The organism is Pseudomonas nabeulensis (assembly GCF_004682045.1).
Lineage (GTDB): Bacteria > Pseudomonadota > Gammaproteobacteria > Pseudomonadales > Pseudomonadaceae > Aquipseudomonas > Aquipseudomonas nabeulensis.
Window position 1 is genome coordinate 20967 of record NZ_QUZT01000016.1, and the last position, 22176, is coordinate 43142.

At 61.6% G+C, this 22176-nt stretch carries 21 protein-coding genes; 12 read left to right on the forward strand and 9 right to left on the reverse strand.

Features of this window, described 5'->3' with window-relative positions:
- Positions 1-196: 196 nt before the first annotated feature.
- The 6 genes from adk to DYL61_RS10890 all read left to right on the forward strand — a co-directional run bounded on the left by adk (position 197) and on the right by DYL61_RS10890 (position 4489).
- Complete coding sequence (gene adk, locus DYL61_RS10865) at positions 197-844, forward strand: adenylate kinase (protein ID WP_135308334.1); 648 nt, start codon at positions 197-199, stop codon at positions 842-844.
- Between the two features lie 90 nt (positions 845-934).
- Positions 935-1621, forward strand: coding sequence for a tRNA (adenosine(37)-N6)-threonylcarbamoyltransferase complex dimerization subunit type 1 TsaB (tsaB, locus tag DYL61_RS10870; protein WP_135308335.1), 687 nt, complete (start codon positions 935-937; stop codon positions 1619-1621).
- A 160-nt stretch (positions 1622-1781) separates the two neighbouring features.
- The gene (locus tag DYL61_RS10875) at positions 1782-2072 is read left to right on the forward strand and encodes a hypothetical protein (RefSeq protein WP_135308336.1); all 291 of its coding nucleotides are present in this window, start codon (positions 1782-1784) and stop codon (positions 2070-2072) included.
- The gene (locus tag DYL61_RS10880) at positions 2072-2932 is read left to right on the forward strand and encodes a DUF72 domain-containing protein (RefSeq protein ID WP_135308337.1); all 861 of its coding nucleotides are present in this window, start codon (positions 2072-2074) and stop codon (positions 2930-2932) included. The genes DYL61_RS10875 and DYL61_RS10880 overlap by 1 nt, the downstream gene beginning before the upstream one ends.
- Positions 2933-2959: 27 nt before the next feature.
- Positions 2960-3787: an isocitrate lyase/PEP mutase family protein gene (locus DYL61_RS10885; RefSeq protein WP_135308338.1), complete on the forward strand. Its 828-nt coding sequence runs from the start codon at positions 2960-2962 to the stop codon at positions 3785-3787.
- Between the two features lie 3 nt (positions 3788-3790).
- Positions 3791-4489 (forward strand): extensin-like domain-containing protein, encoded by a 699-nt coding sequence (locus DYL61_RS10890; protein ID WP_135308339.1) that lies wholly within the window; start codon positions 3791-3793, stop codon positions 4487-4489.
- 3 nt (positions 4490-4492) lie between these two features.
- On the opposite strand, the gene DYL61_RS10895 is transcribed toward DYL61_RS10890, so the two are convergent.
- The gene (locus DYL61_RS10895) at positions 4493-5113 is read right to left on the reverse strand and encodes an energy transducer TonB (RefSeq protein WP_135308340.1); all 621 of its coding nucleotides are present in this window, start codon (positions 5111-5113) and stop codon (positions 4493-4495) included.
- A gap of 96 nt (positions 5114-5209) precedes the next feature.
- On the opposite strand from DYL61_RS10895, the gene DYL61_RS10900 reads away from it, so the two are divergent.
- Positions 5210-5992 carry a class I SAM-dependent methyltransferase gene (locus tag DYL61_RS10900; protein ID WP_135308341.1) on the forward strand — a complete coding sequence of 261 codons (783 nt, stop codon included), beginning with the start codon at positions 5210-5212 and terminating at the stop codon, positions 5990-5992.
- A 138-nt stretch (positions 5993-6130) separates the two neighbouring features.
- Here the strand turns inward: DYL61_RS10900 and DYL61_RS10905 are convergent, their stop codons facing one another.
- On the reverse strand, positions 6131-6766 hold the full coding sequence (locus tag DYL61_RS10905) for a TetR/AcrR family transcriptional regulator (protein ID WP_135308342.1): 636 nt from the start codon (positions 6764-6766) through the stop codon (positions 6131-6133).
- A gap of 93 nt (positions 6767-6859) precedes the next feature.
- Here DYL61_RS10905 and DYL61_RS10910 point away from each other — a divergent pair, with 93 nt between their 5' ends.
- The 3 genes from DYL61_RS10910 to DYL61_RS10920 are packed head-to-tail and all read left to right on the forward strand — an operon-like array spanning position 6860 to position 11631.
- On the forward strand, positions 6860-7963 hold the full coding sequence (locus tag DYL61_RS10910) for an efflux RND transporter periplasmic adaptor subunit (protein ID WP_135308343.1): 1104 nt from the start codon (positions 6860-6862) through the stop codon (positions 7961-7963).
- A 6-nt stretch (positions 7964-7969) separates the two neighbouring features.
- Positions 7970-11035, forward strand: coding sequence for an efflux RND transporter permease subunit (locus DYL61_RS10915; protein ID WP_135308344.1), 3066 nt, complete (start codon positions 7970-7972; stop codon positions 11033-11035).
- Between the two features lie 2 nt (positions 11036-11037).
- The gene (locus DYL61_RS10920; protein ID WP_135308345.1) at positions 11038-11631 is read left to right on the forward strand and encodes a LysE family translocator; all 594 of its coding nucleotides are present in this window, start codon (positions 11038-11040) and stop codon (positions 11629-11631) included.
- A 36-nt stretch (positions 11632-11667) separates the two neighbouring features.
- Here the strand turns inward: DYL61_RS10920 and DYL61_RS10925 are convergent, their stop codons facing one another.
- From DYL61_RS10925 to plsB, 3 genes are read right to left on the reverse strand one after another with little or no spacing between them, the layout of a single operon-like run.
- Positions 11668-12357 carry a DUF4197 domain-containing protein gene (locus DYL61_RS10925; RefSeq protein WP_135308346.1) on the reverse strand — a complete coding sequence of 230 codons (690 nt, stop codon included), beginning with the start codon at positions 12355-12357 and terminating at the stop codon, positions 11668-11670.
- Positions 12358-12379: 22 nt separating this feature from the next.
- Complete coding sequence (locus DYL61_RS10930; protein WP_105696284.1) at positions 12380-12781, reverse strand: YbaY family lipoprotein; 402 nt, start codon at positions 12779-12781, stop codon at positions 12380-12382.
- Between the two features lie 50 nt (positions 12782-12831).
- Positions 12832-15342: a glycerol-3-phosphate 1-O-acyltransferase PlsB gene (gene plsB / locus DYL61_RS10935; RefSeq protein WP_135308347.1), complete on the reverse strand. Its 2511-nt coding sequence runs from the start codon at positions 15340-15342 to the stop codon at positions 12832-12834.
- A 180-nt stretch (positions 15343-15522) separates the two neighbouring features.
- On the opposite strand from plsB, the gene DYL61_RS10940 reads away from it, so the two are divergent.
- Complete coding sequence (locus DYL61_RS10940) at positions 15523-15732, forward strand: cold-shock protein (RefSeq protein WP_017738302.1); 210 nt, start codon at positions 15523-15525, stop codon at positions 15730-15732.
- Positions 15733-15862: 130 nt separating this feature from the next.
- Here DYL61_RS10940 and DYL61_RS10945 read toward each other — a convergent pair whose 3' ends face one another.
- From DYL61_RS10945 to DYL61_RS10960, 4 genes are all read right to left on the reverse strand, one after another.
- Positions 15863-16240: a hypothetical protein gene (locus DYL61_RS10945; RefSeq protein ID WP_105696282.1), complete on the reverse strand. Its 378-nt coding sequence runs from the start codon at positions 16238-16240 to the stop codon at positions 15863-15865.
- Positions 16241-16275: 35 nt separating this feature from the next.
- Complete coding sequence (locus tag DYL61_RS10950) at positions 16276-17085, reverse strand: putative RNA methyltransferase (RefSeq protein ID WP_135308348.1); 810 nt, start codon at positions 17083-17085, stop codon at positions 16276-16278.
- The gene (dapE, locus tag DYL61_RS10955) at positions 17085-18236 is read right to left on the reverse strand and encodes a succinyl-diaminopimelate desuccinylase (RefSeq protein WP_135308349.1); all 1152 of its coding nucleotides are present in this window, start codon (positions 18234-18236) and stop codon (positions 17085-17087) included. The genes DYL61_RS10950 and dapE overlap by 1 nt, the downstream gene beginning before the upstream one ends.
- Before the next feature lie 222 nt (positions 18237-18458).
- On the reverse strand, positions 18459-21038 hold the full coding sequence (locus DYL61_RS10960) for a glycosyltransferase (protein WP_135308350.1): 2580 nt from the start codon (positions 21036-21038) through the stop codon (positions 18459-18461).
- A 217-nt stretch (positions 21039-21255) separates the two neighbouring features.
- Here DYL61_RS10960 and tcdA point away from each other — a divergent pair, with 217 nt between their 5' ends.
- Positions 21256-22065 (forward strand): tRNA cyclic N6-threonylcarbamoyladenosine(37) synthase TcdA, encoded by an 810-nt coding sequence (tcdA, locus tag DYL61_RS10965; protein WP_052198936.1) that lies wholly within the window; start codon positions 21256-21258, stop codon positions 22063-22065.
- Positions 22066-22176: the final 111 nt, after the last annotated feature.

Below are 22176 nucleotides of genomic sequence, written 5' to 3' on the forward strand. Positions count from 1 at the left end.
GCAGGGTTGCACTCAGGCATACCCTACCTATGACGTAGGCCAGGCACGGTTCCTGCGACTTTGGGCGGCTTGTGTGGTGAAGGCCTGCTGTGTATCTTGATCAGCCTTTGGCCGTTTGATCGGCCTGAATTTTACGAGATTGGCCCCACGCGGCGAATCCGAGCGTCATCTCTATAAAAAATTGAGGAGCACATCGATGCGCGTCATTCTGCTGGGAGCTCCCGGGGCCGGTAAAGGTACTCAGGCAAAGTTCATCACTGAAAAATTCGGCATTCCACAAATCTCCACCGGCGACATGCTGCGTGCTGCGGTCAAGGCCGGCACCGAGCTGGGCCTGATCGCCAAGAGCGTGATGGACAGCGGCGGCCTGGTCTCCGATGACTTGATCATCAACCTGGTCAAAGAGCGCATCAGCCAGGAAGACTGCAAGAACGGTTTCCTGTTCGACGGTTTCCCACGCACCATTCCCCAGGCTGAAGCCCTGGTGAAGGCCGGTGTTGAGCTGGATGCCGTGGTGGAAATCGCCGTTGAAGATGAAGAGATCGTGCAGCGCATTGCCGGTCGTCGTGTTCACGAAGCCTCGGGCCGCGTGTACCACACCATCTATAACCCGCCAAAAGTCGAAGGCAAGGACGATGTGACCGGGGAAGAGCTGGTGCAGCGTAAAGACGACACCGAAGAAACCGTGCGTCATCGCCTGTCGGTCTACCACTCGCAGACCAAGCCGCTGGTGGATTTCTACCAGAAGCTGTCGGCTGCCGAAGGCAAGCCGAAGTACAGCCACATCCCTGGCGTCGGCTCGGTAGAAGCGATCACCGCCAAGGTGCTGCAAGCACTGAGCTGATCGACCGACCTGCTACACCTATAACGGCCCGCTTGCGGGCCGTTGTTGTTTATACTGGCGCACTTTTTTTCGACTTGGACACCCACACCGATGAGCACCCTGCTGGCCCTGGACACCGCGACTGAAGCTTGCTCCGTTGCCTTGCTGCACGATGGCAAGGTAACGAGCCACTACGAGGTGATCCCGCGCCTGCACGCGCAGAAGCTGTTGCCGATGATCAAGCAACTGCTGGAAGACGCCGGCACCAGCCTGGCTGCCGTGGATGCCATCGCGTTCGGTCGTGGGCCAGGCGCCTTTACCGGTGTGCGCATCGCCATCGGCGTGGTGCAGGGCCTGGCCTTTGCGCTGGAGCGCCCGGTATTGCCGGTGTCCAACCTGGCGGTGCTGGCCCAGCGTGCGTTGCGTGAGCACGGTGCCCACCAGGTTGCAGCGGCGATTGATGCGCGGATGGATGAAGTCTATTGGGGCTGCTACCGCGAAACGGCGGGCGAGATGCGTCTGGTCGGCGTCGAAGCCGTGCAGCCGCCAGAGGCGTCGGCATTGCCACAGGATGCCAGCGGTGACTGGTTCGGTGCGGGCACCGGCTGGGGGTATGGCGAGCGCATCGCCGTGCCGTTGGTTGGCCAGGACGCCGCCATGCTGCCCCATGCTGAAGACTTGCTGGCCTTGGCCCGCTTCGCGTTTGAGCGGGGTGAGGCGATTCCGGCTGACCAGGCTGCGCCGGTGTATCTGCGCGATAAAGTCGCGCAGACTAAGGCCGAACGCGGGATTATTTGACGCCAAAAATGCGGGTAATTTCTGACAAAAGTCGCCAATCGTCAGAATTTGCCCCAGCTTTTAAACCTTTTGCCAATATTGTGTTCTAGTTATCACCAGAGCATTTGCGCGCCATGGAAAGCGCCACTAAAATGCCATCACTGATACCGAGTTCGCTAGTATGCGCATAGACGGCTTTCCCTCACATTCCTACCCCATCAAGCGCAAGCCGCGTAAGGCCAACGCTACGGTGGACGACTCCGTCGAGGATTCGCCGGACTTCATCGAAGTCCAGTCCGATGCGCAGGCCAATGCCCAGGCCCGTATCAACAATCTTCCTGCCCGCCAGCAAGACATGGTCTTCCCGCGTTCCATGAGCAAAAGCGTTGCCACCGCCCTGGCCAGCTACCTGACCACCGCCGGCTTTGTCGAATGGGATATGGAAGTGCTGGGTCTCGATATCCATATCTGATGCGCCTGCCTTACTTTGTCGGTTGCCCGTCCTGGAGTGAAAACGCCTGGCGCGAGTACCTTTACCCCGCCGATGCCCGTTCCAGCGACTACCTCGCCCTCTATTCCCAAGTCTTCAACGCCGTTGAAGGCAATACCACGTTCTACGCTCGACCTTCGGCGGCCACCGTGCAGCGCTGGGCCGAGATCATGCCTGCCGATTTTCGTTTCACCGCCAAGTTTCCCGGTGATATCAGCCACGGTGGCGATCTGCGCGAGCAACTGCCGGCGGCCGAGAGTTTTGTCGGTTTGATGAGCCCATTGGGTGAGCGGGTTTCGCCGCTGTGGCTGCAACTGTCGGCGAACTTTTCGCCGCAGCGCCTGGGCGAGTTGGCCGGTTTTATCGATGGCCTGGAGCGCCCGATGGCCGTGGAAGTGCGCCATCCCGAGTTCTTCGCCAAGGGCGATGCCGAGCGCATGCTCAACCGTTTGCTGCGTGATCGCGGCGTTGAGCGTATCTGCCTGGATTCGCGCCCGCTGTTCAGTTGCACCGCCACCACGGCGGCGGTGCTGCATGCCCAATCGAAGAAACCCAAGGTGCCGCCGCGACCGGCAGCGCTGACGCTGTTTCCCCAGGTGCGCTTTATTGGCCATCCGGAACTGGAAGCCAATGACCCGTTTTTGATCCCGTGGGTAGAAAAAATCGCCGGCTGGATCGAAGAGGGCCGCACCCCTTACGTATTCCTGCACACCTCGGACAACCGCCTGGCCGCCCAACTGGCTTTGCGCTTTCACGAAAAACTGATGGCGCGCCTGCCCGGCCTGCCAGCGCTGCCGACCTTGGATCGGCAACCCGCCGTGGAGCAACTGGGGTTACTCTAAGGCTCCTTTTTTCGCCTGGAGCCCGCCATGGATGCCCAAACCCTTCGCGCCGAAACCTTTAGGGCCCTGCACGAACGTGATCGTGCGTTCGTGATGCCAAACCCGTGGGACGCCGGATCCGCGATCATGCTGGCCAGCCTCGGTTTTGAAGCCTTGGCCACCACCAGTGCGGGGTTTGCCTTCAGCCTTGGCCGGCCTGATGCGGAGGGCGCGTTATCCCTGGAGGATACCTTGGGCAATGCCGGTGCCATCGTTCGGGCAACTTCGCTGCCGGTGGCGGCGGACCTGGAAAATGGCTTCAGCGACACGCCCGACGGCTGCGCCCAGACCATTCTGCGCGCAGCGGCGACAGGCATTGTCGGCGGTTCCATCGAAGATGCCACGGGCATCGCTGCCGACCCGATCTACCCCTTTGATTTGTCTGTTGAGCGTGTCGCCGCCGCCGTTGCCGCCGCCCGCAGCCTGCCGTTTCCCTTCACCCTGACCGCGCGTGCGGAAAATCTCCTGCACGGTCGCCTGGATTTGCCCGACACCATCCGCCGCCTGCAAGCCTACGCCGAAGCCGGCGCCGACGTGCTGTACGCACCAGGCCTGTGCAGTGCCGAGGACATTGTCGCGGTGGTCAAGGCCGTGGCGCCCAAGCCGGTGAACGTGCTGATGTCCGGCGGCTTGAACCTCAGCGTGGCGCAGTTGAGCGAGATGGGGGTGCGGCGCATCAGCGTCGGTTCGGCCCTGGCGTTGGCGGCGTATGGCGAGTTCTATCGGGCGGCGCAGGAGGTGTATGGGTTGGGCACCTTTACCTTCACCGAGCGCAAGATGCCGTTCAATCAGGCCAATCAGTTTTTCAAGGGCTGAACAGTGCGCTTTTTCAACGTGATGGGCGTGTTGATGTTGCTGGTGGGCGCCGCTGCGTTTGGTGTATGGCGCGGTTGGGTGCCGCTTGCGGCGCAATGGAACCCGTGGGCACCGCTGGATGTGCGCGCCAGCCCCAACCTGTTGACGCGCTATAAGCTGGGGCGTTTGCAGGATGACCCGGCGTTGTGCGACCAGGTGCTGGAAACGGCCGGTCTCCGGGTCAGCCGTCAGGCCGATACGCCCGCCGATGCGGCGTGCCCCCTGCGCAATATGTTGCGCGTGCAAGCGGCAGACGTCGGTTTAAGCAGCAGCTTCCTGGCCAGTTGCCCGCTGGCCGTGGCGTTCGCCCTGTTCGAGCGCCACAGCCTGCAACCGGCGGCGCAGGCAGTATTCGGCCAGGCGGTGACGCGGGTCGATCACTTGGGCAGTTTTGCCTGTCGCAATGTGTATAACCGTGCCGAGGGCAGTCTTAGCCAGCATGCGTCGGCCAACGCGCTGGATATTGCCGGATTCCGTCTGGCCGATGGTCGCAGCATCAGCGTGCTCAAGGATTGGCCGGGGGAGGGCGATAAGGCGCGATTTCTGCGACAGGTGCGGGATGGCGCCTGCGATGACTTCAATGTGGTGTTGAGCCCGGACTACAACGCCGCGCACCGTAATCACTTTCACCTGGACATGGGGCGTTGGTGGGTATGCCGCTGAGGTTCAGGCCGCCAGGCGCAGGTTTTGGGTGACCAGCGGGCGCGCCCAGAAGTAGTCGAAGTCCAGGGCTTTCTGTTGTGCCACCAGTTCTTCGGCCGGGTACGGCGTGGCGGCCGGTGGCAGCAGGTCCAGTTCGAACTCGGCAATCGGCAAGTGCAGCGGGCGTGGCTCCGGCGCTGGGCCTGGGTCTGGTAGCGGCTGGCCAGCGGTCAAGACGATAGGGCGAACCCAGCCGCTTTCGAAATTCTGTTGGCGTTGCTGGGCGACGATTTCTTCGTCCGGGAACGGTTCTGCGGCCGGTGGCAGCAACTCGGTCTCGAACTCGGCAATCGGCAGGAACAACGGCTCAGGCGGGGCGATCTCGGTGTCTTTGACGTCGCACTCACGCTGGGTGAGGATTTGCGACAGCAGGTCGGCGCCGGCGCTGGGCTCTACCGCTGGGTCCACCGGTGCAGGCGCCTGGGCGGCGAGTGCGTCCGGCGTGTCGCCGAGCTGCTCGGCCAGCGCCCGGGCGAAGAAGTCCTGCCACACATGACTCACCCCGGCCAGCGCTTGAGTATTGCGCAGGCCGTAGTGGTTGTGGGTCGGCAGTACACCGATGGTTAGGGGAAGAATGTCTGACATTTTTCTCGGTCGACGCTCAGCTCTGGCAAAATACCTGACTGTGATTTTTATCGGCCGATGTTTGCCGATCCTTAATATTTTTGAGCGTAGCGATTGATGAGCGAACAACCAGCGGCCAGCCGCATCCAGGTCGAGGCCTTGGGCGAAGGTTTCCAGGCCCTTGCCGAGCAATGGGCGTCGCGCCTTGGCTTGCCTTTAGCGCTGGCGGATGCGGAGTTTTCCCTGCAAGTCGGGGAGCACGGCCTACAGCTGCAACAGCTCGGGCCTGACGCGCCGGGGCCGGTGCGGGTGGACTTTGTCGAGGGTGGCGCGGCGCATCGGCGGTTGTATGGTGGTGGCAGCGGGCAGATGATCGCCAAGGCCGTGGGCATCGCCCAAGGCGTGCGCCCTCGGGTACTGGACGCTACGGCGGGGCTGGGCAAAGACGCGTTCGTGCTGGCCAGCCTGGGCTGTGAGATGAGCCTGATCGAACGCCAGCCGCTGATCGGCGCCTTGCTCGAAGACGGCCTGGCACGCGGCGCGGATGACTTTGAAGTGGCGCCGATTGTGGCGCGCATGACGTTGCTCAAGGGCAACTCCATCGAGGTGATGCGCAACTGGGAAGGCGAGCCGCCCCAAGTGATCTACCTCGACCCGATGTTCCCGCACCGTGAGAAAACCGCCCTGGTGAAGAAGGAAATGCGCCTGTTCCGGCCATTGGTGGGCGATGACCCGGATGCGCCGGCGTTGTTGGCGGCGGCGCTGGCGTTGGCCAGTCATCGGGTGGTGGTGAAGCGGCCGCGCAAGGCGCCGTGTATTGAAGGGCCGAAGCCAAGTCATGCGTTGGATGGGAAGTCCAGTCGGTATGACATTTATCCCAAGAAGGCACTTAAGGCCTGAATCTTCAGTGGTCTTGAGGGCCTCATCGGGGGCAAGCCCCCTCCCACATTGACTGCATTCACATATTTTGATTTGTGAACACAGTCAGTGTAGGAGGGGACTTGCCCCCGATAGGGCCGGCCCAGACACCACAAGACCTCAGGCCCGATAAGCCCGCATAAACAACCCCACCACATCCTGCACATGCGCCTCGGCGGCCTCTTCACTCAACTGCCCGCCACACCCGTACAGCAAACAGAAATTCGCCGTACCCTTGAGCAGGCAAAAGAAGTGCTCGGCCGCCGTAAACGGCTTGTCGATGCTCAACGCGCCGCTCTGGTGGATCTTGCTGAGCAAGCGCTCCATGCCTTGCAACATGCGCATCGGCCCGGCTTCGAAGAAGATCTGCGACAGTTTCACGTCCTGATTGCCGGTGGTCATCATCAGGCGATGCAGGTTTACCGACTCCTCGCTGTTGATCAGCCGATGGAACCCTCGCGCGATATTCAGTAACACCGTTTCTACGGGCATGCCCGGCGGCAGTTCGAAATACATGACCGGCAATTGTTCCTCGCACGTCGCCACCACGGCGGCGGTGAACAAGGTTTCCTTGTCGGTGAAGTGGCTGTAGACGGTCAGCTTCGACACGCCGGCTTCCAGTGCCACCGCGTCCATGCTGGTACTGGCGTAACCGTTACTCAAAAACAGGATTTTGGCTGCTTCGAGGATAGCCTGGCGTTTTGCCATGTCCTTGGGACGCCCGGGGCTATTGGTGTTTACAGGATTGTCGGACATTTTCACCTTTAATACTGGACTGGTGAGTTTGGTATTAATAACATACTGGCCAGTATAATTATTCCTAGCTCCATTTGCGAAAGGTCCTTCAGCATGCGCAGCACTTTCCTGCCCTTTGCGTTGCCTGTCAGCTTGGCGTTCCTCTTGTCCGCGTGCGGTCATGAAGAAGCGGCCCAGACCACCGTCCGCCCGGCCATGGTGGTGCAACCGCAGCCATCTGCGCAGTCGACGGACAGCTATCCCGGTGAAGTGCGTGCCCGTTATGAGCCGGACCTGGCCTTTCGCATCGGTGGCAAAGTCAGCAAACGCCTGGTGGAGGAGGGCGAGCGGGTCAAGGCCAATCAACCTCTGGCCGAACTGGACCCCCAGGACGTACGCCTTCAACTGGAGGCCACCCGCGCCCAGGTGGCCGCCGCCGAGGCCAACCTGAGCCTGGTGCGCGCCGAGCGTGATCGCTACAAGACCCTGCTGGACCGTCAGATGGTCAGCCGTTCGCAGTACGACAATTCCGAAAACCTCTACCGATCCGGTGAAGCGCGCCTCAAGCAGATCAAGGCCGAGTTCGACGTGGCCAGCAACCAGGCCGGCTATGCGGTGCTGCGTGCGCCCCAGGACGGCGTGGTGGCCAAGCGTGCGGTGGAAGTCGGCCAGGTGGTGTCCGCCGGGCAGACCGTATTCACCCTGGCCACCGATGGCGAGCGAGAAGTGTTGATCAGCTTGCCGGAGCAAGGCTTCGGTCGCTTCAAGATCGGCCAGCCGGTGGCGGTGGAACTGTGGAGCCAACCGGACCAACGCTTTGCCGGGCGCATTCGTGAACTGTCACCGGCGGCTGATCCAAAGTCGCGCACCTTCGCCGCCCGCGTCGCCTTCACCGGCGGCAAAGTCCCGGCCGAGCTGGGCCAGAGCGCGCGAGTTTTCATACAGACCGATGGCGTGATTCCTCTATCGGTGCCGCTGTCGGCCCTCAGTGCAGAGAACGGTGCGTCCTACGTCTGGGTGGTACAAGCGGATGACACACTCAAACGCACACCGGTGCGGATCGGCGCCTTCGGTGAGAAAACCGTGCCGGTGCTTGAAGGTTTGAACCCCACCGATTGGGTGATCGCTGCCGGTGTGCATGTACTCCATGAGGGCCAGCAAGTGCGCCCGGTGGACCGCTCCAACCGTGTGGTGAATCTGGCGGCCAACAAGGAGTAGTCCCCGATGGGTTTCAATCTTTCCGAATGGGCGTTGCGTAATCGCCAGATCGTGCTGTTCCTGATGATCCTTCTGGCAGTGGTCGGCACCTTGTCCTACACCAAGTTGGGACAGAGCGAAGACCCGCCGTTCACCTTCAAAGCCATGGTCATCAAGACCAACTGGCCCGGCGCCACGGCCCAGGAAGTTTCGCGCCAGGTCACCGAGCGCATCGAGAAAAAACTGATGGAGACCGGTGAGTACGAACGCATCGTGTCGTTCTCACGCCCCGGTGAATCCCAGGTCACCTTCATGGCCCGCGACTCCATGCACTCGGCGCAGATTCCCGAGCTGTGGTACCAGGTGCGCAAGAAGATCAGCGATATCCGCCAGACCTTGCCGCCGGATATCCAGGGACCGTTTTTCAACGATGAATTCGGCACCACCTTCGGCAATATCTACGCCCTGACCGGCGATGGCTTCGACTACGCGGTGCTCAAGGACTACGCCGACCGCATCCAGATTCAACTGCAACGCGTCGCCGATGTGGGCAAGGTCGAGCTGCTTGGCCTACAGGACGAGAAGATCTGGATCGAGTTGTCCAACCTCAAGCTGGCCACCCTCGGCCTGCCCTTGGCGGCGGTGCAGCAGGCCTTGCAGGAGCAGAATGCAGTGTCCACGGCGGGCTTCTTCGAAACCCCGACCGAGCGCGTGCAACTGCGGGTGTCGGGCAACTTCAAGCGCGTGGATGAGATTCGCAACTTCCCGATTCGGGTGGGTGATCGCACCTTCCGCCTTGGCGATGTCGCCGACATCCACCGTGGTTTCAACGACCCACCGGCACCGCGCATGCGCTACATGGGCGCGGACGCCATCGGCCTGGCCGTGGCCATGCGTGACGGCGGCGACATCCTGGTGCTGGGCAAAGCCCTGGAGGGCGAATTCGCACGCCTGCAGAAGAACCTTCCGGCCGGCATGGAGCTGCGCAAGGTCTCTGACCAACCGGCGGCGGTGAAAACCAGTGTCGGCGAATTCGTCCGGGTATTGGCCGAGGCCCTGGCGATTGTATTGCTGGTGAGCTTCTTCTCCCTCGGTGTGCGTACCGGCATGGTGGTCGCCCTGGCGATCCCGCTGGTATTGGCGATGACCTTCGCCACCATGTATTACCTCGGCATCGGCCTGCACAAGATCTCCCTCGGCGCGTTGGTCCTGGCGCTGGGCCTGCTGGTGGATGATGCAATCATCGCCGTGGAAATGATGGCGATCAAAATGGAACAGGGTTACGACCGCCTCAAGGCGGCCAGCTTCGCCTGGACCAGCACCGCGTTCCCCATGCTCACCGGCACGCTGATCACCGCCGCTGGGTTCCTGCCGATTGCCACCGCGCAATCCAGCACCGGCGAATACACCCGTTCGATCTTTCAGGTAGTCACCATCGCGTTGTTGGCCTCGTGGGTCGCTGCCGTGGTGTTCGTGCCGTACCTGGGGGAAAAACTCCTGCCGGACTTGGCGAAGATTCACGCGGCCAAACACGGCGCCGACGGGCCAGATCCCTACGGCACGCCGTTCTACCAGCGAGTAAGACGTTTGGTTGAGTGGTGTGTGAGTCGTCGCAAGACCGTGATCGTGCTGACCCTGCTGCTGTTTATCGGCTCGGTGGCGCTGTTCCGCTTTGTGCCGCAACAGTTCTTTCCGGCTTCCGGCCGCCTGGAGCTGATGGTCGACCTGAAACTCGCCGAAGGCGCCTCCCTGAGCAACACTGCCGACCAGGTTAAACGCCTGGAAGGCTTGCTCAAGGAACACGCCGGCATCGACAACTATGTGGCCTATGTCGGCACCGGCTCGCCGCGTTTTTACCTGCCGTTGGATCAACAATTACCGGCCACCAGCTTCGCCCAGTTTGTCGTATTGGCCAAAACCATCGAAGATCGCGAAAGCCTGCGCACCTGGCTGATCGAAACCCTTAACGAACAATTCCCCGACCTGCGCTCGCGGGTCACACGCCTGGAAAACGGCCCGCCCGTGGGTTATCCGGTGCAGTTCCGCGTAACCGGCGAGCACATCGAAGAAGTGCGCGCCCTGGCGCGGAAAGTGGCGACCAAGGTTCGTGAAAATACCCACGTGGTCAACGTGCATCTGGACTGGGAAGAACCGAGCAAGATCGTTTACTTGAATATCGACCAGGACCGCGCCCGCGCCCTCGGCGTGAGCACCGCCAACCTGTCGAAATTCCTGCAGAGTTCGCTCACCGGTTCCAGCGTCAGCCAGTACCGCGAGGACAACGAGTTGATCGAGATCCTCCTGCGCGGCACCGTGCATGAGCGGACCGAACTGTCGTTGCTGCCAAGCCTGGCGGTGCCCACCGATAACGGCAAAAGCGTCGCGCTGTCGCAGATCGCCACCCTCGAATACGGTTTCGAAGAAGGCATCATCTGGCACCGCAACCGCCTGCCCACGGTCACCGTGCGCGCCGACATCTACGGCAAGGACCAACCCGCGACACTGGTCCAGCAGATCCTGCCGACCCTCGAAGGCGTGCGCGCCGAACTGCCCGATGGCTACCTGCTGGAAGTCGGCGGCACAGTGGAAGACTCCGCCCGTGGCCAGAACTCGGTGAAAGCCGGCGTGCCGCTGTTTATCGTGGTGGTGTTGACCTTGCTGATGCTGCAATTGCGCAGTTTCTCACGCACGGCCATGGTGTTTCTGACGGCACCCTTGGGCTTGATCGGTGTGACGCTGTTCCTGCTGGTGTTCCGCCAACCCTTCGGCTTTGTGGCCATGTTGGGCACCATCGCGCTGTCGGGGATGATCATGCGTAACTCGGTGATCCTGGTGGACCAGATCGAACAGGAGATCAAGGCTGGGCTGGCCCCCTGGCAAGCCATTATCGAAGCCACCGTGCGCCGTTTCCGCCCCATCGTGCTGACCGCACTCGCGGCGGTGCTGGCAATGATCCCGCTGTCGCGCAGCGTGTTCTTCGGGCCAATGGCCGTGGCGATCATGGGTGGGCTGATTGTGGCGACGGCGTTGACGCTATTGTTCCTGCCGGCCCTGTATGCTGCGTGGTTCCGAGTGAGGAAGGACGTCGCGTAATCATGTTGGCCACCGTTTCAGCCCTGATGTTGTTATTGCTTGCCCCAGGCCCGACCAACACCCTGCTGTTTCGCGCAGGGGTGTTGTTCGGTTTGCGGGCCTCCTGGAAGCTGGCGTTTATTGAGTGCCTGGCCTATCTGCTACAGGTCTCGGTGTGGGGCGTGGCGTTGTTGTACCTGGCAGCGTATTCGCCGTGGGCGTTGAAGGCCACGCAATTGGCGGCGGCGTGTTACTTGTTGTACGTCTCGTACAAGCTCTGGCAGCGCAAGCACAGCGAGGTCGATCCGAGCCGTGACCGATTTTCCGGGCTGTATTTCTTTTGGCTGACGGTGATGAATCCCAAGGGGTTGCTGATCGTGTCGTTCATCGCACCGGTCGGCACGTTTGCAACGTTGTCAGGCTACGTCGGGTTCATGGCCACATTGGCGCTGGTGGTGATTCCGGTGGGGGCGGCGTGGATTGTGCTGGGCAGTCGCTTCGAGGGGATTCAAAAGGCTTGGCTGACGCCGTTGAAGATCAACCGCGTGACGTCAATTGCGATTGGCTGTTTTGCCACGCTGATGGTGGGGCGGTTGGCTGAGTCGGTGCTGCGTTAGATCGCTCCCCGTTGCAGGGAGCGATCCTTTCAAGGCCTACAGCGCGCCAAACACCTTCTTCGCCAGGCTGGTGGCCGCAGCCGCCGGGTTCTTGCGAATGGTTTCTTCCTGCTGCGCGATCATCTTGAACAAGCCATCCAGCGCTTGCTCGGTCACGTAGTTCTCGACGTTGGCGCTTTTGGCGTCCACGGCACCAAACGCCGCCGCCTTGCCCGCCAGCGCGTTGTACTGCTGGGCCACGCCGACTTTGTCGGTGGCGGCTTTGACGATGGGCAGGAACTTGGCGCGGATTTCTTCGCGGCTGCTTTTGTTCAGGTACTGGGTGGCCGAGTCCTGGCCGCCGCTGAGGATGCCCTTGGCGTCGGTCACGCTCATGTTTTTCACCGCGTTCACCAGGATCGGCTGAGCCTGGGTCACGGCGGTTTCAGCGGCTTTGTTCATGCTGGTTTCCAGTTGCGTGACCTGGTCACCCATGCCGAACATTTTCAGCTTGTCGGCGACTTTGCCCAGTTTGCCGGGCAGGCCGATCTTCACTTCCGGGTTGTTGCTGAAACCACCGGGCACGCCCAGTTGTTTCACGGCGATCTGCGCGCCTTGGGTCAGTGCGTCCTTGAGGCCGGCGCTGGCGTCGCCCTGGGACAGGCTGCTCAGGTCCAGGGCCATGGCGTTGGCGCCGAACAACAAGCCGGCACACAGGGCGGTAAGGCGAAGGGAGTTACGGAGCATGGGCGCTTCCTTTTAATCGAATTCAGTGGGCGACCGCATTCACGCGCACGCGCAGCGGCTGTGGGTCTTGACCGTTAAGCTGCACAGCGTGCCGTTCGGTGGTGATAAACAGTAGCTTGCCATCCACTTCGATGCGAGCACTCACCGCGTAACTGTGGCCGGGCTTGACCTGGGCGGGGTCGTAGCTCAGGTGGAACGGCAGCGGCACCTGGCCTTTGACCGGGCCTTTCTGTTCGGCGAGGGTCACCGCCGGTGCATCGGCCAGGGAGACGTCTTGCAGGCTGACGCTCAGGGTGGCGGTCGGCGGCAAGGCGATGCGTTGCAAGTAGAACACTTCGCCATCGAGGCTGGCCTTGGGTGCGGGCGTCATGGATTGGCAGGCTCCGAGCAGGGCAGTGAGGCCCAGGAGGATGATCTTTTTCATGGTGCAGCTCCTTATCAACGGCGCCAGCATCCAACTGGCGCCTTTTAAATCTAGCGGCTTTCTTCAGGTTTGACGGCTTCAGTTTCGACTGGCGCATCATCAACACGATGCAACGCCACCTGGCGGATCGACAAGCGAATCTCCGCCGGCAACACGCGCTTGGCCGCGCCTTCGGCCAACTCGCCGAGCAAGTCGTGATAGCTCAACTTGCCGGCCTCGTCGCGGCGCAGCACATCTTGCTCCAGCAACGTCTGGATGAAATGTCGGAAAAGACTCTTGTCGAAAAACTCCGGGGCGTTGAGGCCATGCAGGATCGACAGGCGCTGGGCCATGATCGTGCACAGGTCTTCCAGTTCTTCGGCGCTGATGCTGTTCTGGCCGCTGTTGAGCAACAGCGAGATCGCCATATAGAAGCGTTGCAGGGTCTGGGCGATGCTCTTGGACAGCAGGGTCAGCAGCACAAAATGCCGTGAACTCGGCGCCGGGCGCAGGTACACGTTGTTTTCGAAACGCAGCAGGCCTTGTTCGACGAAGGCTTCCAGCCACTGGTCGACCACCGTGTCCAACTCCTCCTGCGACCAGCGGATAAACAGCTCCGATTGCAGGTACGGGTACAGCGCGTGGGTGTAGCGCAGGATCTGCTCGCGACTCATGCGCGAACTGCTCTGGAAGAAGCTCGCCAGCAACGCCGGCAACGCGAAGATATGCAGCACGTTGTTGCGGTAGTAGGTCATCAAGACGGCATTTTGCTCGTCCAGGTACAGAATCTTACCGAGGGCGTCGCTCTGTTCCGACAGCAGGTCCATGTCTTTGACGTGCTTGATCAGCGCCAGACCGTCACCTTCGGGCAGCGTGGTGTGGGGCGAATACGGCACGCGGCGCAGCAACGCCAGGTACAGGTCCAGCTGGCGCGCCATGGCCTGTTCGTCCAGGGCCAGGCGGGTGGTCGACAACAATGCCAGGGCCACCAGGTTCACCGGGTTCACGGCCGCGGCTTCGTTCAAGTGACGCGCCACCTGTTCGCCGAGGCGGTTGGTGGTTTCGTTGAGCCAGGCCGGTTTGTAGTTCGGGCCCAGCTCCTGGGCGCGCCAGTCCGGTTGCTCGGCGTCGAGGAATTCGGCCAGCTTGATCGGTTCGCCGAAGTTGACCGCTACCTGGCCAAAGCGCTGCTTGAGTGCGCCGACCACTTTGAAAATATCGAAGATCGACTCTTTCTTCTTGCTCGCACCGCGCAGTTCGCCGAGGTAGGTGCGGCCTTCGAGCACGCGCTCGTAGCCGATATACACCGGCACAAACACGATGGGCATGCGTGATGAGCGCAAGAAGCTGCGCAGGGTGATCGCCAGCATCCCGGTCTTCGGTTGCAGCATGCGTCCGGTGCGCGAGCGGCCGCCTTCGACGAAGTACTCCACCGGGAAGCCCTTGGTGAACAAGGTGTGCAGGTATTCGTTGAACACCGAGGTGTACAGCGGGTTGCCCTTGAAGGTGCGGCGCATGAAAAACGCACCGCCACGGCGCAGCAGGCTGCCGATCACCGGCATGTTCAAGTTGATGCCGGCGGCGATGTGCGGCGGGGTCAGGCCGTTCTTGAACAGCAGGTAGGACAACAGCAGGTAGTCGATATGGCTGCGGTGACACGGTACGTAGATCACCTCGTAGCCTTGGGCAACCTTTTGCACACCTTCGATGTTATTGACCTTGATGCCGTCGTAAATCTTGTTCCAGAACCAACTCAGCACCACTTCGAGGAAGCGGATGGCGGTGTAGGTGTAGTCCGAGGCGATCTCGTTGCCGTAGCGCAGGGCCTGGGCCTTGGCTTTTTCCGGGCTGATCTTTTCCCGTTCGGCTTCATCGGCAATGGCCTGGCGCACCAGCGGCATATTGACCAGGCCTTTCACCAAGTTGCGGCGGTGGGACAGGTCGGGACCGATCACGGCGGTTTTCAGGTTGCGAAAATGCACCCGCAGGATGCGCTGGGCCATGCGCACGGTGCGTTCGTGACCTTTATTGTGCTCGATCAATTCACGCAGATTGATAGGCGCAGAGAATTGCACACGGGTCTTGCGGCCCAGGATCAGGATGCTCAGCAACCGCCGCAAGCGCCCGGTGACGGCCCAGCTGTCGGCAAACAGCAGTTTCCATGGGCTGGACTCGCTCTCGGGCGACTGGCCCCAGAACACGCTGACCGGAATGATTTGTGCATTCTCTTCGGCGTGTTCGCTCAGCGTGTTGACCAGTCGGGTCAAGGTGGGCGGCGCGCCGCGCTTGTCCTGGCGCCCCAGCCAGTCCGGTTCCGGCGTGAGGTAGAAGAACGCCGCCGGTTCCATCAGCGGGCCGACCGAGACCGGCAGCACCGGGCGCGGCAGGCCCGCCTTGGTGCACTCGGCATCGACCACGGCCAATTCGGTGAGGGAGGGCGATTGCAGGACGTAGAACACCGGCCGGCTGCGGTCCAGGTTGAGGGTTAGGGACGACTGGTTGATCGTCTCCGAGCGAACCCAGAGGTACAACAGTCGGCGCAAGGTGCCAAACACCAGACGGCGGAACGGGGAGCGGGTCATAGGCGTGCTGCTTCAAGTGAGAAAAACCGAGCAGGCGCTCGGGCGGGTAGTGTGCCGTATTCGCCGAAAATCGGCAAAAAAGCAGCGATGTAAACTTGAGTTGATCGTTTTTGAGCCTGTCATATACTCGGCAGTTCAATGCGGCACTCAACAATAAAAATGCAAGTGGGAGTACGACAGATGGCAACGCGCGAAACCGGCAATGTGAAGTGGTTCAACGATGCAAAGGGGTATGGGTTTATCCAGCGCGACGACGGCAAGGATGTGTTCGTGCACTACCGCGCCATTCGCGGTGACGGCCACCGCTCATTGGCCGAGGGCCAGCAGGTGGAATACGCCGTGGTGACCGGCGAGAAAGGGTTGCAGGCGGAGGATGTGGTGGGTCTCTAAGTTCAGCGCAAAACCAATGTGGGAGGGGGCTTGCCCCCGATAGCTGAGTGTCAGTCACTGAATAGGTTGACTGGTTCACCGCTATCGGGGGCAAGCCCCCTCCCACATTGACTGTATTTGCAGCTTTAAATCAGGCAGTTTTCCAGGTGATCTGCTCTTCACCGTCCGCGCTGATCCGAATCCAGGTGTCGGCGCTTTCTTCACCTTCCTCTTCCACCCACGTCCCCGGCGCGCAACGCACTTCGACGTTCAGCGCAGCAAACGCCGCACGCGCGCAGGCGATGTCGTCGTCCCATGGGGTCTGGTCGCTTTCCAGGTACAGGCTGTTCCATTTGCCGACGGCTTTCGGCAGCCAGGTGACAGCAACGCTGCCGGCCTTGCACTTGTAGGTCTGGCCTTTTTGCTGCCACTCGGTGCAAGGGCCCAGGGCTTCGGTCAGCCAGGCGGTGATGGCCTTGTGATCGACGTCGGCGTCTTTGAGGTAAATCTCGATATCGGGTTGGCGCATGGCTATTCCGGTGGGCCCGCAGGCCTGAAAAAAGGTTATTGAAGCACGAAATAATCGTAGCGCATCGATACGGTAACCCGCAGCGGCTCGGCCGCCTCGATCACCGCGGCACGGCGTTCGGCGCTGGCACGCCAGCCGTGGGGCGTCATGGCCAGCAAATTGGCACGGTCTTGCGGCGCGACCAGGTTGAGCTGGAACTCCAGCACTTCACTGTGCGCAAGGCTCATGCCCTCTGGCACCAGGGCCAGGTGTTTGTCGTCGGTGTACTCGCGCACTTCGTCGTAGAGGCGTTCGCGCAACTCCATGAGGTGGCCGCTGGTCGGACCGACCTTCATCAAGCCGCCACCAGGGCTGAGCAAGCGTTTGGCTTCTTCCCAGTCCAACGGGCTGAACACGCTGGCGAGGAACTGGCAGCTGGCGTCGGCCAACGGCACGCGGGCCATGCTGGCGATCAGCCAGGTCAGCGCCGGGTTGCGCTTGCACGCGCGTTTGACCGCTTCCTTGGAGATATCCAGCGCATAGCCGTCGGCGTGGGGCAGGGCGTCGGCGATTTGCGCGGTGTAGTATCCCTCGCCACAGCCGATGTCCACCCAACGCTGCGGTGCACGTTCAGCGGCCAGTTCCGCCAGGCGCCTGGCCACCGGGGCGTAGTGCCCGGCGTTGAGGAAGTCGCGGCGCGCCTCGACCATGGCGAGGTTATCGCCCGGATCGCGGCTGTTCTTGTGCTGCACCGGCAACAGGTTCAGGTAACCCTGGCGCGCGCGGTCGAAACGGTGCCCGGCCGGGCACGCCACGCCATTGTCCACCGCATTGAGCGGGGCGCTGCAAAGGGGGCAGGCGAGCATCAGGCGAGCAACTTGATCAGGGTCTGGTAGTAGATCTCGGTCAGCACGTCGAGGTCGCTGGCCAGGATGCGCTCGTTGACCTGGTGGATCGTCGCGTTGACCGGGCCCAACTCGACCACTTGTGTACCGAGGGTGGCGATGAAACGCCCATCCGAGGTGCCGCCGCTGGTGGAAGCTTTGGTTTCGCGGCCGGTAATCGCCTTGATGCTGGCCGACACCGCATCCAGCAGCGCGCCCGGTTCGGTGAGGAACGGCAGGCCCGACAGCGCCCATTCCACATGCCAGTCCAGGCCGTGTTTGTCGAGAATCGCCGCAACGCGGTGTTGCAGGCCCTCAACGGTGGATTCGGTGGAGAAGCGGAAGTTGAACACTGCCGTCAGGTCGCCCGGGATCACGTTGGTGGCGCCGGTGCCGGAGTTCAGGTTGGAAATCTGGAAACTGGTGGGCGGGAAGAAGGCGTTGCCATCGTCCCAATGCTCGGCGGCCAATTCGGCCAGGGCCGGTGCAGCCAGGTGGATCGGGTTCTTCGCCAGGTGCGGGTAGGCCACGTGGCCCTGTACACCGCGTACGGTCAGGGTGGCGCCGAGGGAGCCGCGACGGCCGTTCTTGACCACATCGCCCACCAGCGTGGTGCTCGACGGTTCGCCGACGATGCACCAGTCCAGGCGCTCCTTGCGGGCGGCCAGGCGTTCGATCACGGCCTTGGTGCCGTGGTGCGCCGGGCCTTCTTCATCGCTGGTGATCAGGAAGGCAACCTTGCCCTTGTGGTCCGGGTAGTCGGTGACAAACCGCTCGGACGCCACCAGCATCGCCGCCAGGCTGCCTTTCATGTCGGCCGCGCCGCGCCCGCAGAGCATGCCGTTTTCGTCGATCAAGGCGTCGAACGGGTCATTCTGCCAGGCCTGCACCGGGCCGGTCGGTACCACGTCGGTGTGGCCGGCAAAGCACAGCACCGGGCCGTCGTGCTTGCCGTGGGTGGCCCAGAAGTTGTCCACGTCTTCGATGCGCATCGGCTCCAGCGCAAAACCGGCGTCGCCCAGGCGCTGCATCATCAGCTTCTGGCAATCGGCGTCAATCGGCGTGACCGACGGGCGACGGATCAGGTCGATGGCAAGTTGAAGGGTCGGCGAAAGGTCGGCATGGGCCGTCATGAAAAACTCCGGAAGCGTGTAATTGGGCGCAGATTCAGTGTGGGAGGGGGCTTGCTCCTGATGGCGGTGTATCAGTCAACCTAAGTATTCACTGATCCGCCGCTATCGGGGGCAAGCCCCCTCCCACATAAGGCATTGGCATTGGCCAAGGCTTGTAAAACGGCCGTTATCTTATAGCAAAACGGCGGCCAGAGGCCGCCGTTTAGTACATCGTGCAGGTTTTTACCCCTGAGGTTCAGCCGCAGGTTTCGGCAGCGACGACAGGAACGCCATGATCAACGCCGCCACATACGGCAGCGATTGCACCAGCAACATCACCACCCAGAAGCGGATGTCATTGCTCGGCAGGCCCTGCACCAGGTAAATCCCCAGTGCCGCGCCCCACAACAGCAGCATGATGAACATTTCTTCGCGAGCTTCGGAAATCGCTACCCAGAAGCCGTGGTTATCAGCGTTTTTCGGTGTACGAAAGAACGGAATACTGCTGGTGAAGAAGCCATACAGCACCGCCTTGGCGATGGTGTGGGACAACGCCAGGCCAGCCAGCGCCGCACAGAACGCATCCTTGAGGTTCACGCCAACGGCGCGACGGTACAGGAAGACGATCTTGCCCACTTTGAACACAAACAGCGCCAAGGGCGGGATTGCGAAGATCAGCAGCGGCGGGTCAACCCGCGTCGGCACGATGATCATCGCTGCCGACCACAACAGCGCGCCCACGGTGAAGAAGATGTTCATACCGTCCGCCACCCACGGCAACCAGCCCGCGAGGAAGTGGTAACGCTGGCCACGGGTCAGTTCGGTGTCCTTGCCGCGCAACAGGCTGGCGGTGTGACGCTTGATGATCTGGATCGCGCCGTAGGCCCAGCGGAAACGCTGCTTCTTGAAGTCGATAAAGGTATCCGGCATCAAGCCCTTGCCGTAGCTGTCGTGGTAATACGCTGCCGACAGGCCTTTCTCGAATACCCGTAGGCCCAGCTCGGCGTCTTCACAGATGCACCAGTCGGCCCAGCCCAGCTCTTCGAGTACCGAGCGACGGGTCATGGTCATGGTGCCGTGCTGGATGATCGCGTCACGGTCGTTACGGGTGACCATGCCGATATGGAAGAAGCCTTTGTATTCGGCGTAGCAGAGCTTCTTGAAGGTGCTTTCGTTCTGGTCGCGGTAGTCCTGCGGCGACTGCACCACGGCGATTTTCGGGTCGGCGAAGTGCGGCACCATGTGCTTGAGCCAGTTCGGCGACACGCAGTAGTCCGAGTCGATCACCGCGATCACTTCGGCATCCTTGGCGGTGTGCGGGATCAGGTAGTTCAGCGCGCCGCCCTTGAAACCGGCCAGGGGCGCGACGTGGAAGAACTTGAAGCGCGGGCCCAGGGTCGCGCAGTAATCACGCACCGGCTCCCACACCGCCGGATCCTTGGTGTTGTTGTCGATAATCAGGACTTCGTAGTCCGGATAATCCAGCGCCGCCAAGGCGTCGAGGGTCTGTTTGACCATTTCCGGCGGCTCGTTGTAGCACGGCACGTGGATCGAGACTTTCGGGCGGTAGTCCGAATCCCCCTCCACTGGCAGGAATTCACGCCGACGCTTGTGGGTCCACACCGCTTCCGCCAGTTCGTGGGCTTCGGTCAGCAACACGATAAACACCCCCAGCGCGCCGAGGGCCAGCAGAATGCCCACGGTGACACTGAACCACGTGCTGTATTGCTGGCTATAGTCGTAGCCGATCCACACCAGCACCGAACCGCACAGAAACGCGATAAAGGTCAGGAAGGTGCGGCCACGTTGGCGCAGGGCCGAGCCGTCGATCATCAGCAAGGTCAGGGACAGCAGTGCAAGCACCACCGAACCGATGGCCAGCACGCGCCATTGCGGGATCGCGACCACGGGGCCTTCAAAGTTGAATTTCTGCTGGCGCGCGGCGTTGTACACACCCCAATACGCGCCGGCCGAGCCTTCGTCGCTGACTTTCCATGGCTGATCGAACGCTTCGATCACGAAGTAGTTGTAGCCCTGGCGGTTCAACTTGTTCACCAGCGTGCGCAGGTAAATTGCCTGGTCGGCCGGGGAGGTTTCATTGCCACCACGCATGCGGCCGTTGCTCGGCCAGCCCACTTCCGACAGCAGCAGCGGCTTTTTCGGGAACAGTTTCTTCAGATCTTTCGCGCGGTCGAGTACGTACTGGCCGGCCTTGTCCATCGGAATGTATTCCCAGAACGGCAGGATGTGCGCGGCGATCAGGTCGACGTGCTTGGCCAGTTGCGGGTTCTTTTCCCAGATGTGCCATTGCTCGGAGGTGGTCACCGGTACTTTCACGGCGGCGCGCACCCGGTCCAGCAACACGATCAGCGCTTCAGGGGTGATTTCCTCACGGAACAAGGCTTCGTTACCCACCACGACCCGCACGACGCTGCGCGAACTGTTGGCGATCTCGATGGCACGCTGGATTTCACGCTCGTTGCGTTCCAGGTCCGGGCTGATCCAGATACCCAGGGTCACCCGCAGGCCGAACTCCTCCGCCAGCTTGGGGATATCTCCCAGGGTGCCGTCGACCGAGTAGGTACGGATGTTGTCCGTCAGCTTGCTCATGATCTCGAGGTCGCGACGCATCTGGTCGTCGGTGGGGTACTGGTCTTTCTGTGGGAACTGGCCTTGTTGGAACGGCGAATAGGAAAAGCCGGAGATCTGTTCAGGCCAGTTGGGAGCAGTGACTGGGCGGTTGATCAGCGCCCAGAAACCAGTGAACAGCGCGGCGATTGCCAGCACGATCACCAGGTTGAGTCCAAATTTACGCGATGCCATGGTTATGTCGGGTTCCAAAGGGTGTGGAACGAAAAGAGGTGTTGGCCTACGCCAAACGGCGCGCATCCTACACTGGCCTTTCCCTGACCGTACAGCAAGCAGGGAAAAACCGGACATTAGTCCGCGAAAGACCCTCTAAGTTCTTTACTTGTAGCTTGTCGTTTCGAACTTGTCGCTGCGTAGTCCATAATGCGCGCCGGTTTTTGGGGTAATGGTCATGAGTACAGAAGATCCACGGTTTGCAGGCGTCGCCCGCTTGTATGGCATTGAAGGCCTGGAACGCTTGAAGGCGGCCCATGTGGCGATCGTCGGCGTCGGCGGCGTGGGCTCGTGGGCGGCGGAAGCCATGGCCCGGTGTGGGGTGGGCGAGATTTCGCTGTTTGACCTGGACGACGTCTGCGTGAGCAACAGCAACCGTCAGTTGCATGCGCTGGACAGCACCGTGGGCAAGCCCAAGGTCGAGGTGATGGCCGAGCGCCTGCGTGGCATCAACCCGGACTGCACGGTGCACGCGGTGGCGGATTTCGTGACCCGCGACACCATGGCCGAATACATCACGCCCAACATTGATTGCGTGATCGACTGCATCGACGCGGTCAACGCCAAGGCCGCGCTGATCGCCTGGTGCAAGCGCCGCAAGATCCAGATCATCACCACCGGCGGCGCCGGCGGGCAGATCGACCCGACGCTGATCCAGGTATGCGACCTGAACCGCACCTTCAATGACCCGCTGGCCTCGAAAGTGCGTTCAACCCTGCGCCGCGACTACGGCTTCTCGCGCACCGTGACCCGTCACTACAGCGTGCCGTGTGTGTTTTCCACCGAGCAACTGCGCTATCCCAAGCCGGACGGCAGCATTTGTTTGCAAAAGAGTTTTGTCGGCGACGGGGTGAAGCTCGACTGCGCGGGTGGGTTTGGCGCGGTGATGATGGTCACAGCCACCTTCGGCATGGTCGCGGCGACCAAGGCGGTGGACAAGATCGTGGCCGGTGTGCGCAGGCCTTCGGAGCGGGTCAAGCCCACCTAAATCTCACTGCCCAGCACAAATCAAAATGTGGGAGGGGGCTTGCCCCCGATTGCAGGGTGTCAGTCACTGAATAAGTTGACTGATCCACCGCTATCGGGGGCAAGCCCCCTC

Coding starts and splice junctions, on each gene's coding strand:
- adk (WP_135308334.1), top strand. CDS start 197: ATGCGCGTCATTCTGCTGGGAGCTCCCGGGGCCGGTAAAGGTACTCAG.
- tsaB (WP_135308335.1), top strand. CDS start 935: ATGAGCACCCTGCTGGCCCTGGACACCGCGACTGAAGCTTGCTCCGTT.
- DYL61_RS10875 (WP_135308336.1), top strand. CDS start 1,782: ATGCGCATAGACGGCTTTCCCTCACATTCCTACCCCATCAAGCGCAAG.
- DYL61_RS10880 (WP_135308337.1), top strand. CDS start 2,072: ATGCGCCTGCCTTACTTTGTCGGTTGCCCGTCCTGGAGTGAAAACGCC.
- DYL61_RS10885 (WP_135308338.1), top strand. CDS start 2,960: ATGGATGCCCAAACCCTTCGCGCCGAAACCTTTAGGGCCCTGCACGAA.
- DYL61_RS10895 (WP_135308340.1), bottom strand. CDS start 5,113: ATGTCAGACATTCTTCCCCTAACCATCGGTGTACTGCCGACCCACAAC.
- DYL61_RS10900 (WP_135308341.1), top strand. CDS start 5,210: ATGAGCGAACAACCAGCGGCCAGCCGCATCCAGGTCGAGGCCTTGGGC.
- DYL61_RS10905 (WP_135308342.1), bottom strand. CDS start 6,766: ATGTCCGACAATCCTGTAAACACCAATAGCCCCGGGCGTCCCAAGGAC.
- DYL61_RS10910 (WP_135308343.1), top strand. CDS start 6,860: ATGCGCAGCACTTTCCTGCCCTTTGCGTTGCCTGTCAGCTTGGCGTTC.
- DYL61_RS10915 (WP_135308344.1), top strand. CDS start 7,970: ATGGGTTTCAATCTTTCCGAATGGGCGTTGCGTAATCGCCAGATCGTG.
- DYL61_RS10920 (WP_135308345.1), top strand. CDS start 11,038: ATGTTGGCCACCGTTTCAGCCCTGATGTTGTTATTGCTTGCCCCAGGC.
- DYL61_RS10925 (WP_135308346.1), bottom strand. CDS start 12,357: ATGCTCCGTAACTCCCTTCGCCTTACCGCCCTGTGTGCCGGCTTGTTG.
- DYL61_RS10930 (WP_105696284.1), bottom strand. CDS start 12,781: ATGAAAAAGATCATCCTCCTGGGCCTCACTGCCCTGCTCGGAGCCTGC.
- plsB (WP_135308347.1), bottom strand. CDS start 15,342: ATGACCCGCTCCCCGTTCCGCCGTCTGGTGTTTGGCACCTTGCGCCGA.
- DYL61_RS10940 (WP_017738302.1), top strand. CDS start 15,523: ATGGCAACGCGCGAAACCGGCAATGTGAAGTGGTTCAACGATGCAAAG.
- DYL61_RS10945 (WP_105696282.1), bottom strand. CDS start 16,240: ATGCGCCAACCCGATATCGAGATTTACCTCAAAGACGCCGACGTCGAT.
- DYL61_RS10950 (WP_135308348.1), bottom strand. CDS start 17,085: ATGCTCGCCTGCCCCCTTTGCAGCGCCCCGCTCAATGCGGTGGACAAT.
- dapE (WP_135308349.1), bottom strand. CDS start 18,236: ATGACGGCCCATGCCGACCTTTCGCCGACCCTTCAACTTGCCATCGAC.
- DYL61_RS10960 (WP_135308350.1), bottom strand. CDS start 21,038: ATGGCATCGCGTAAATTTGGACTCAACCTGGTGATCGTGCTGGCAATC.
- tcdA (WP_052198936.1), top strand. CDS start 21,256: ATGAGTACAGAAGATCCACGGTTTGCAGGCGTCGCCCGCTTGTATGGC.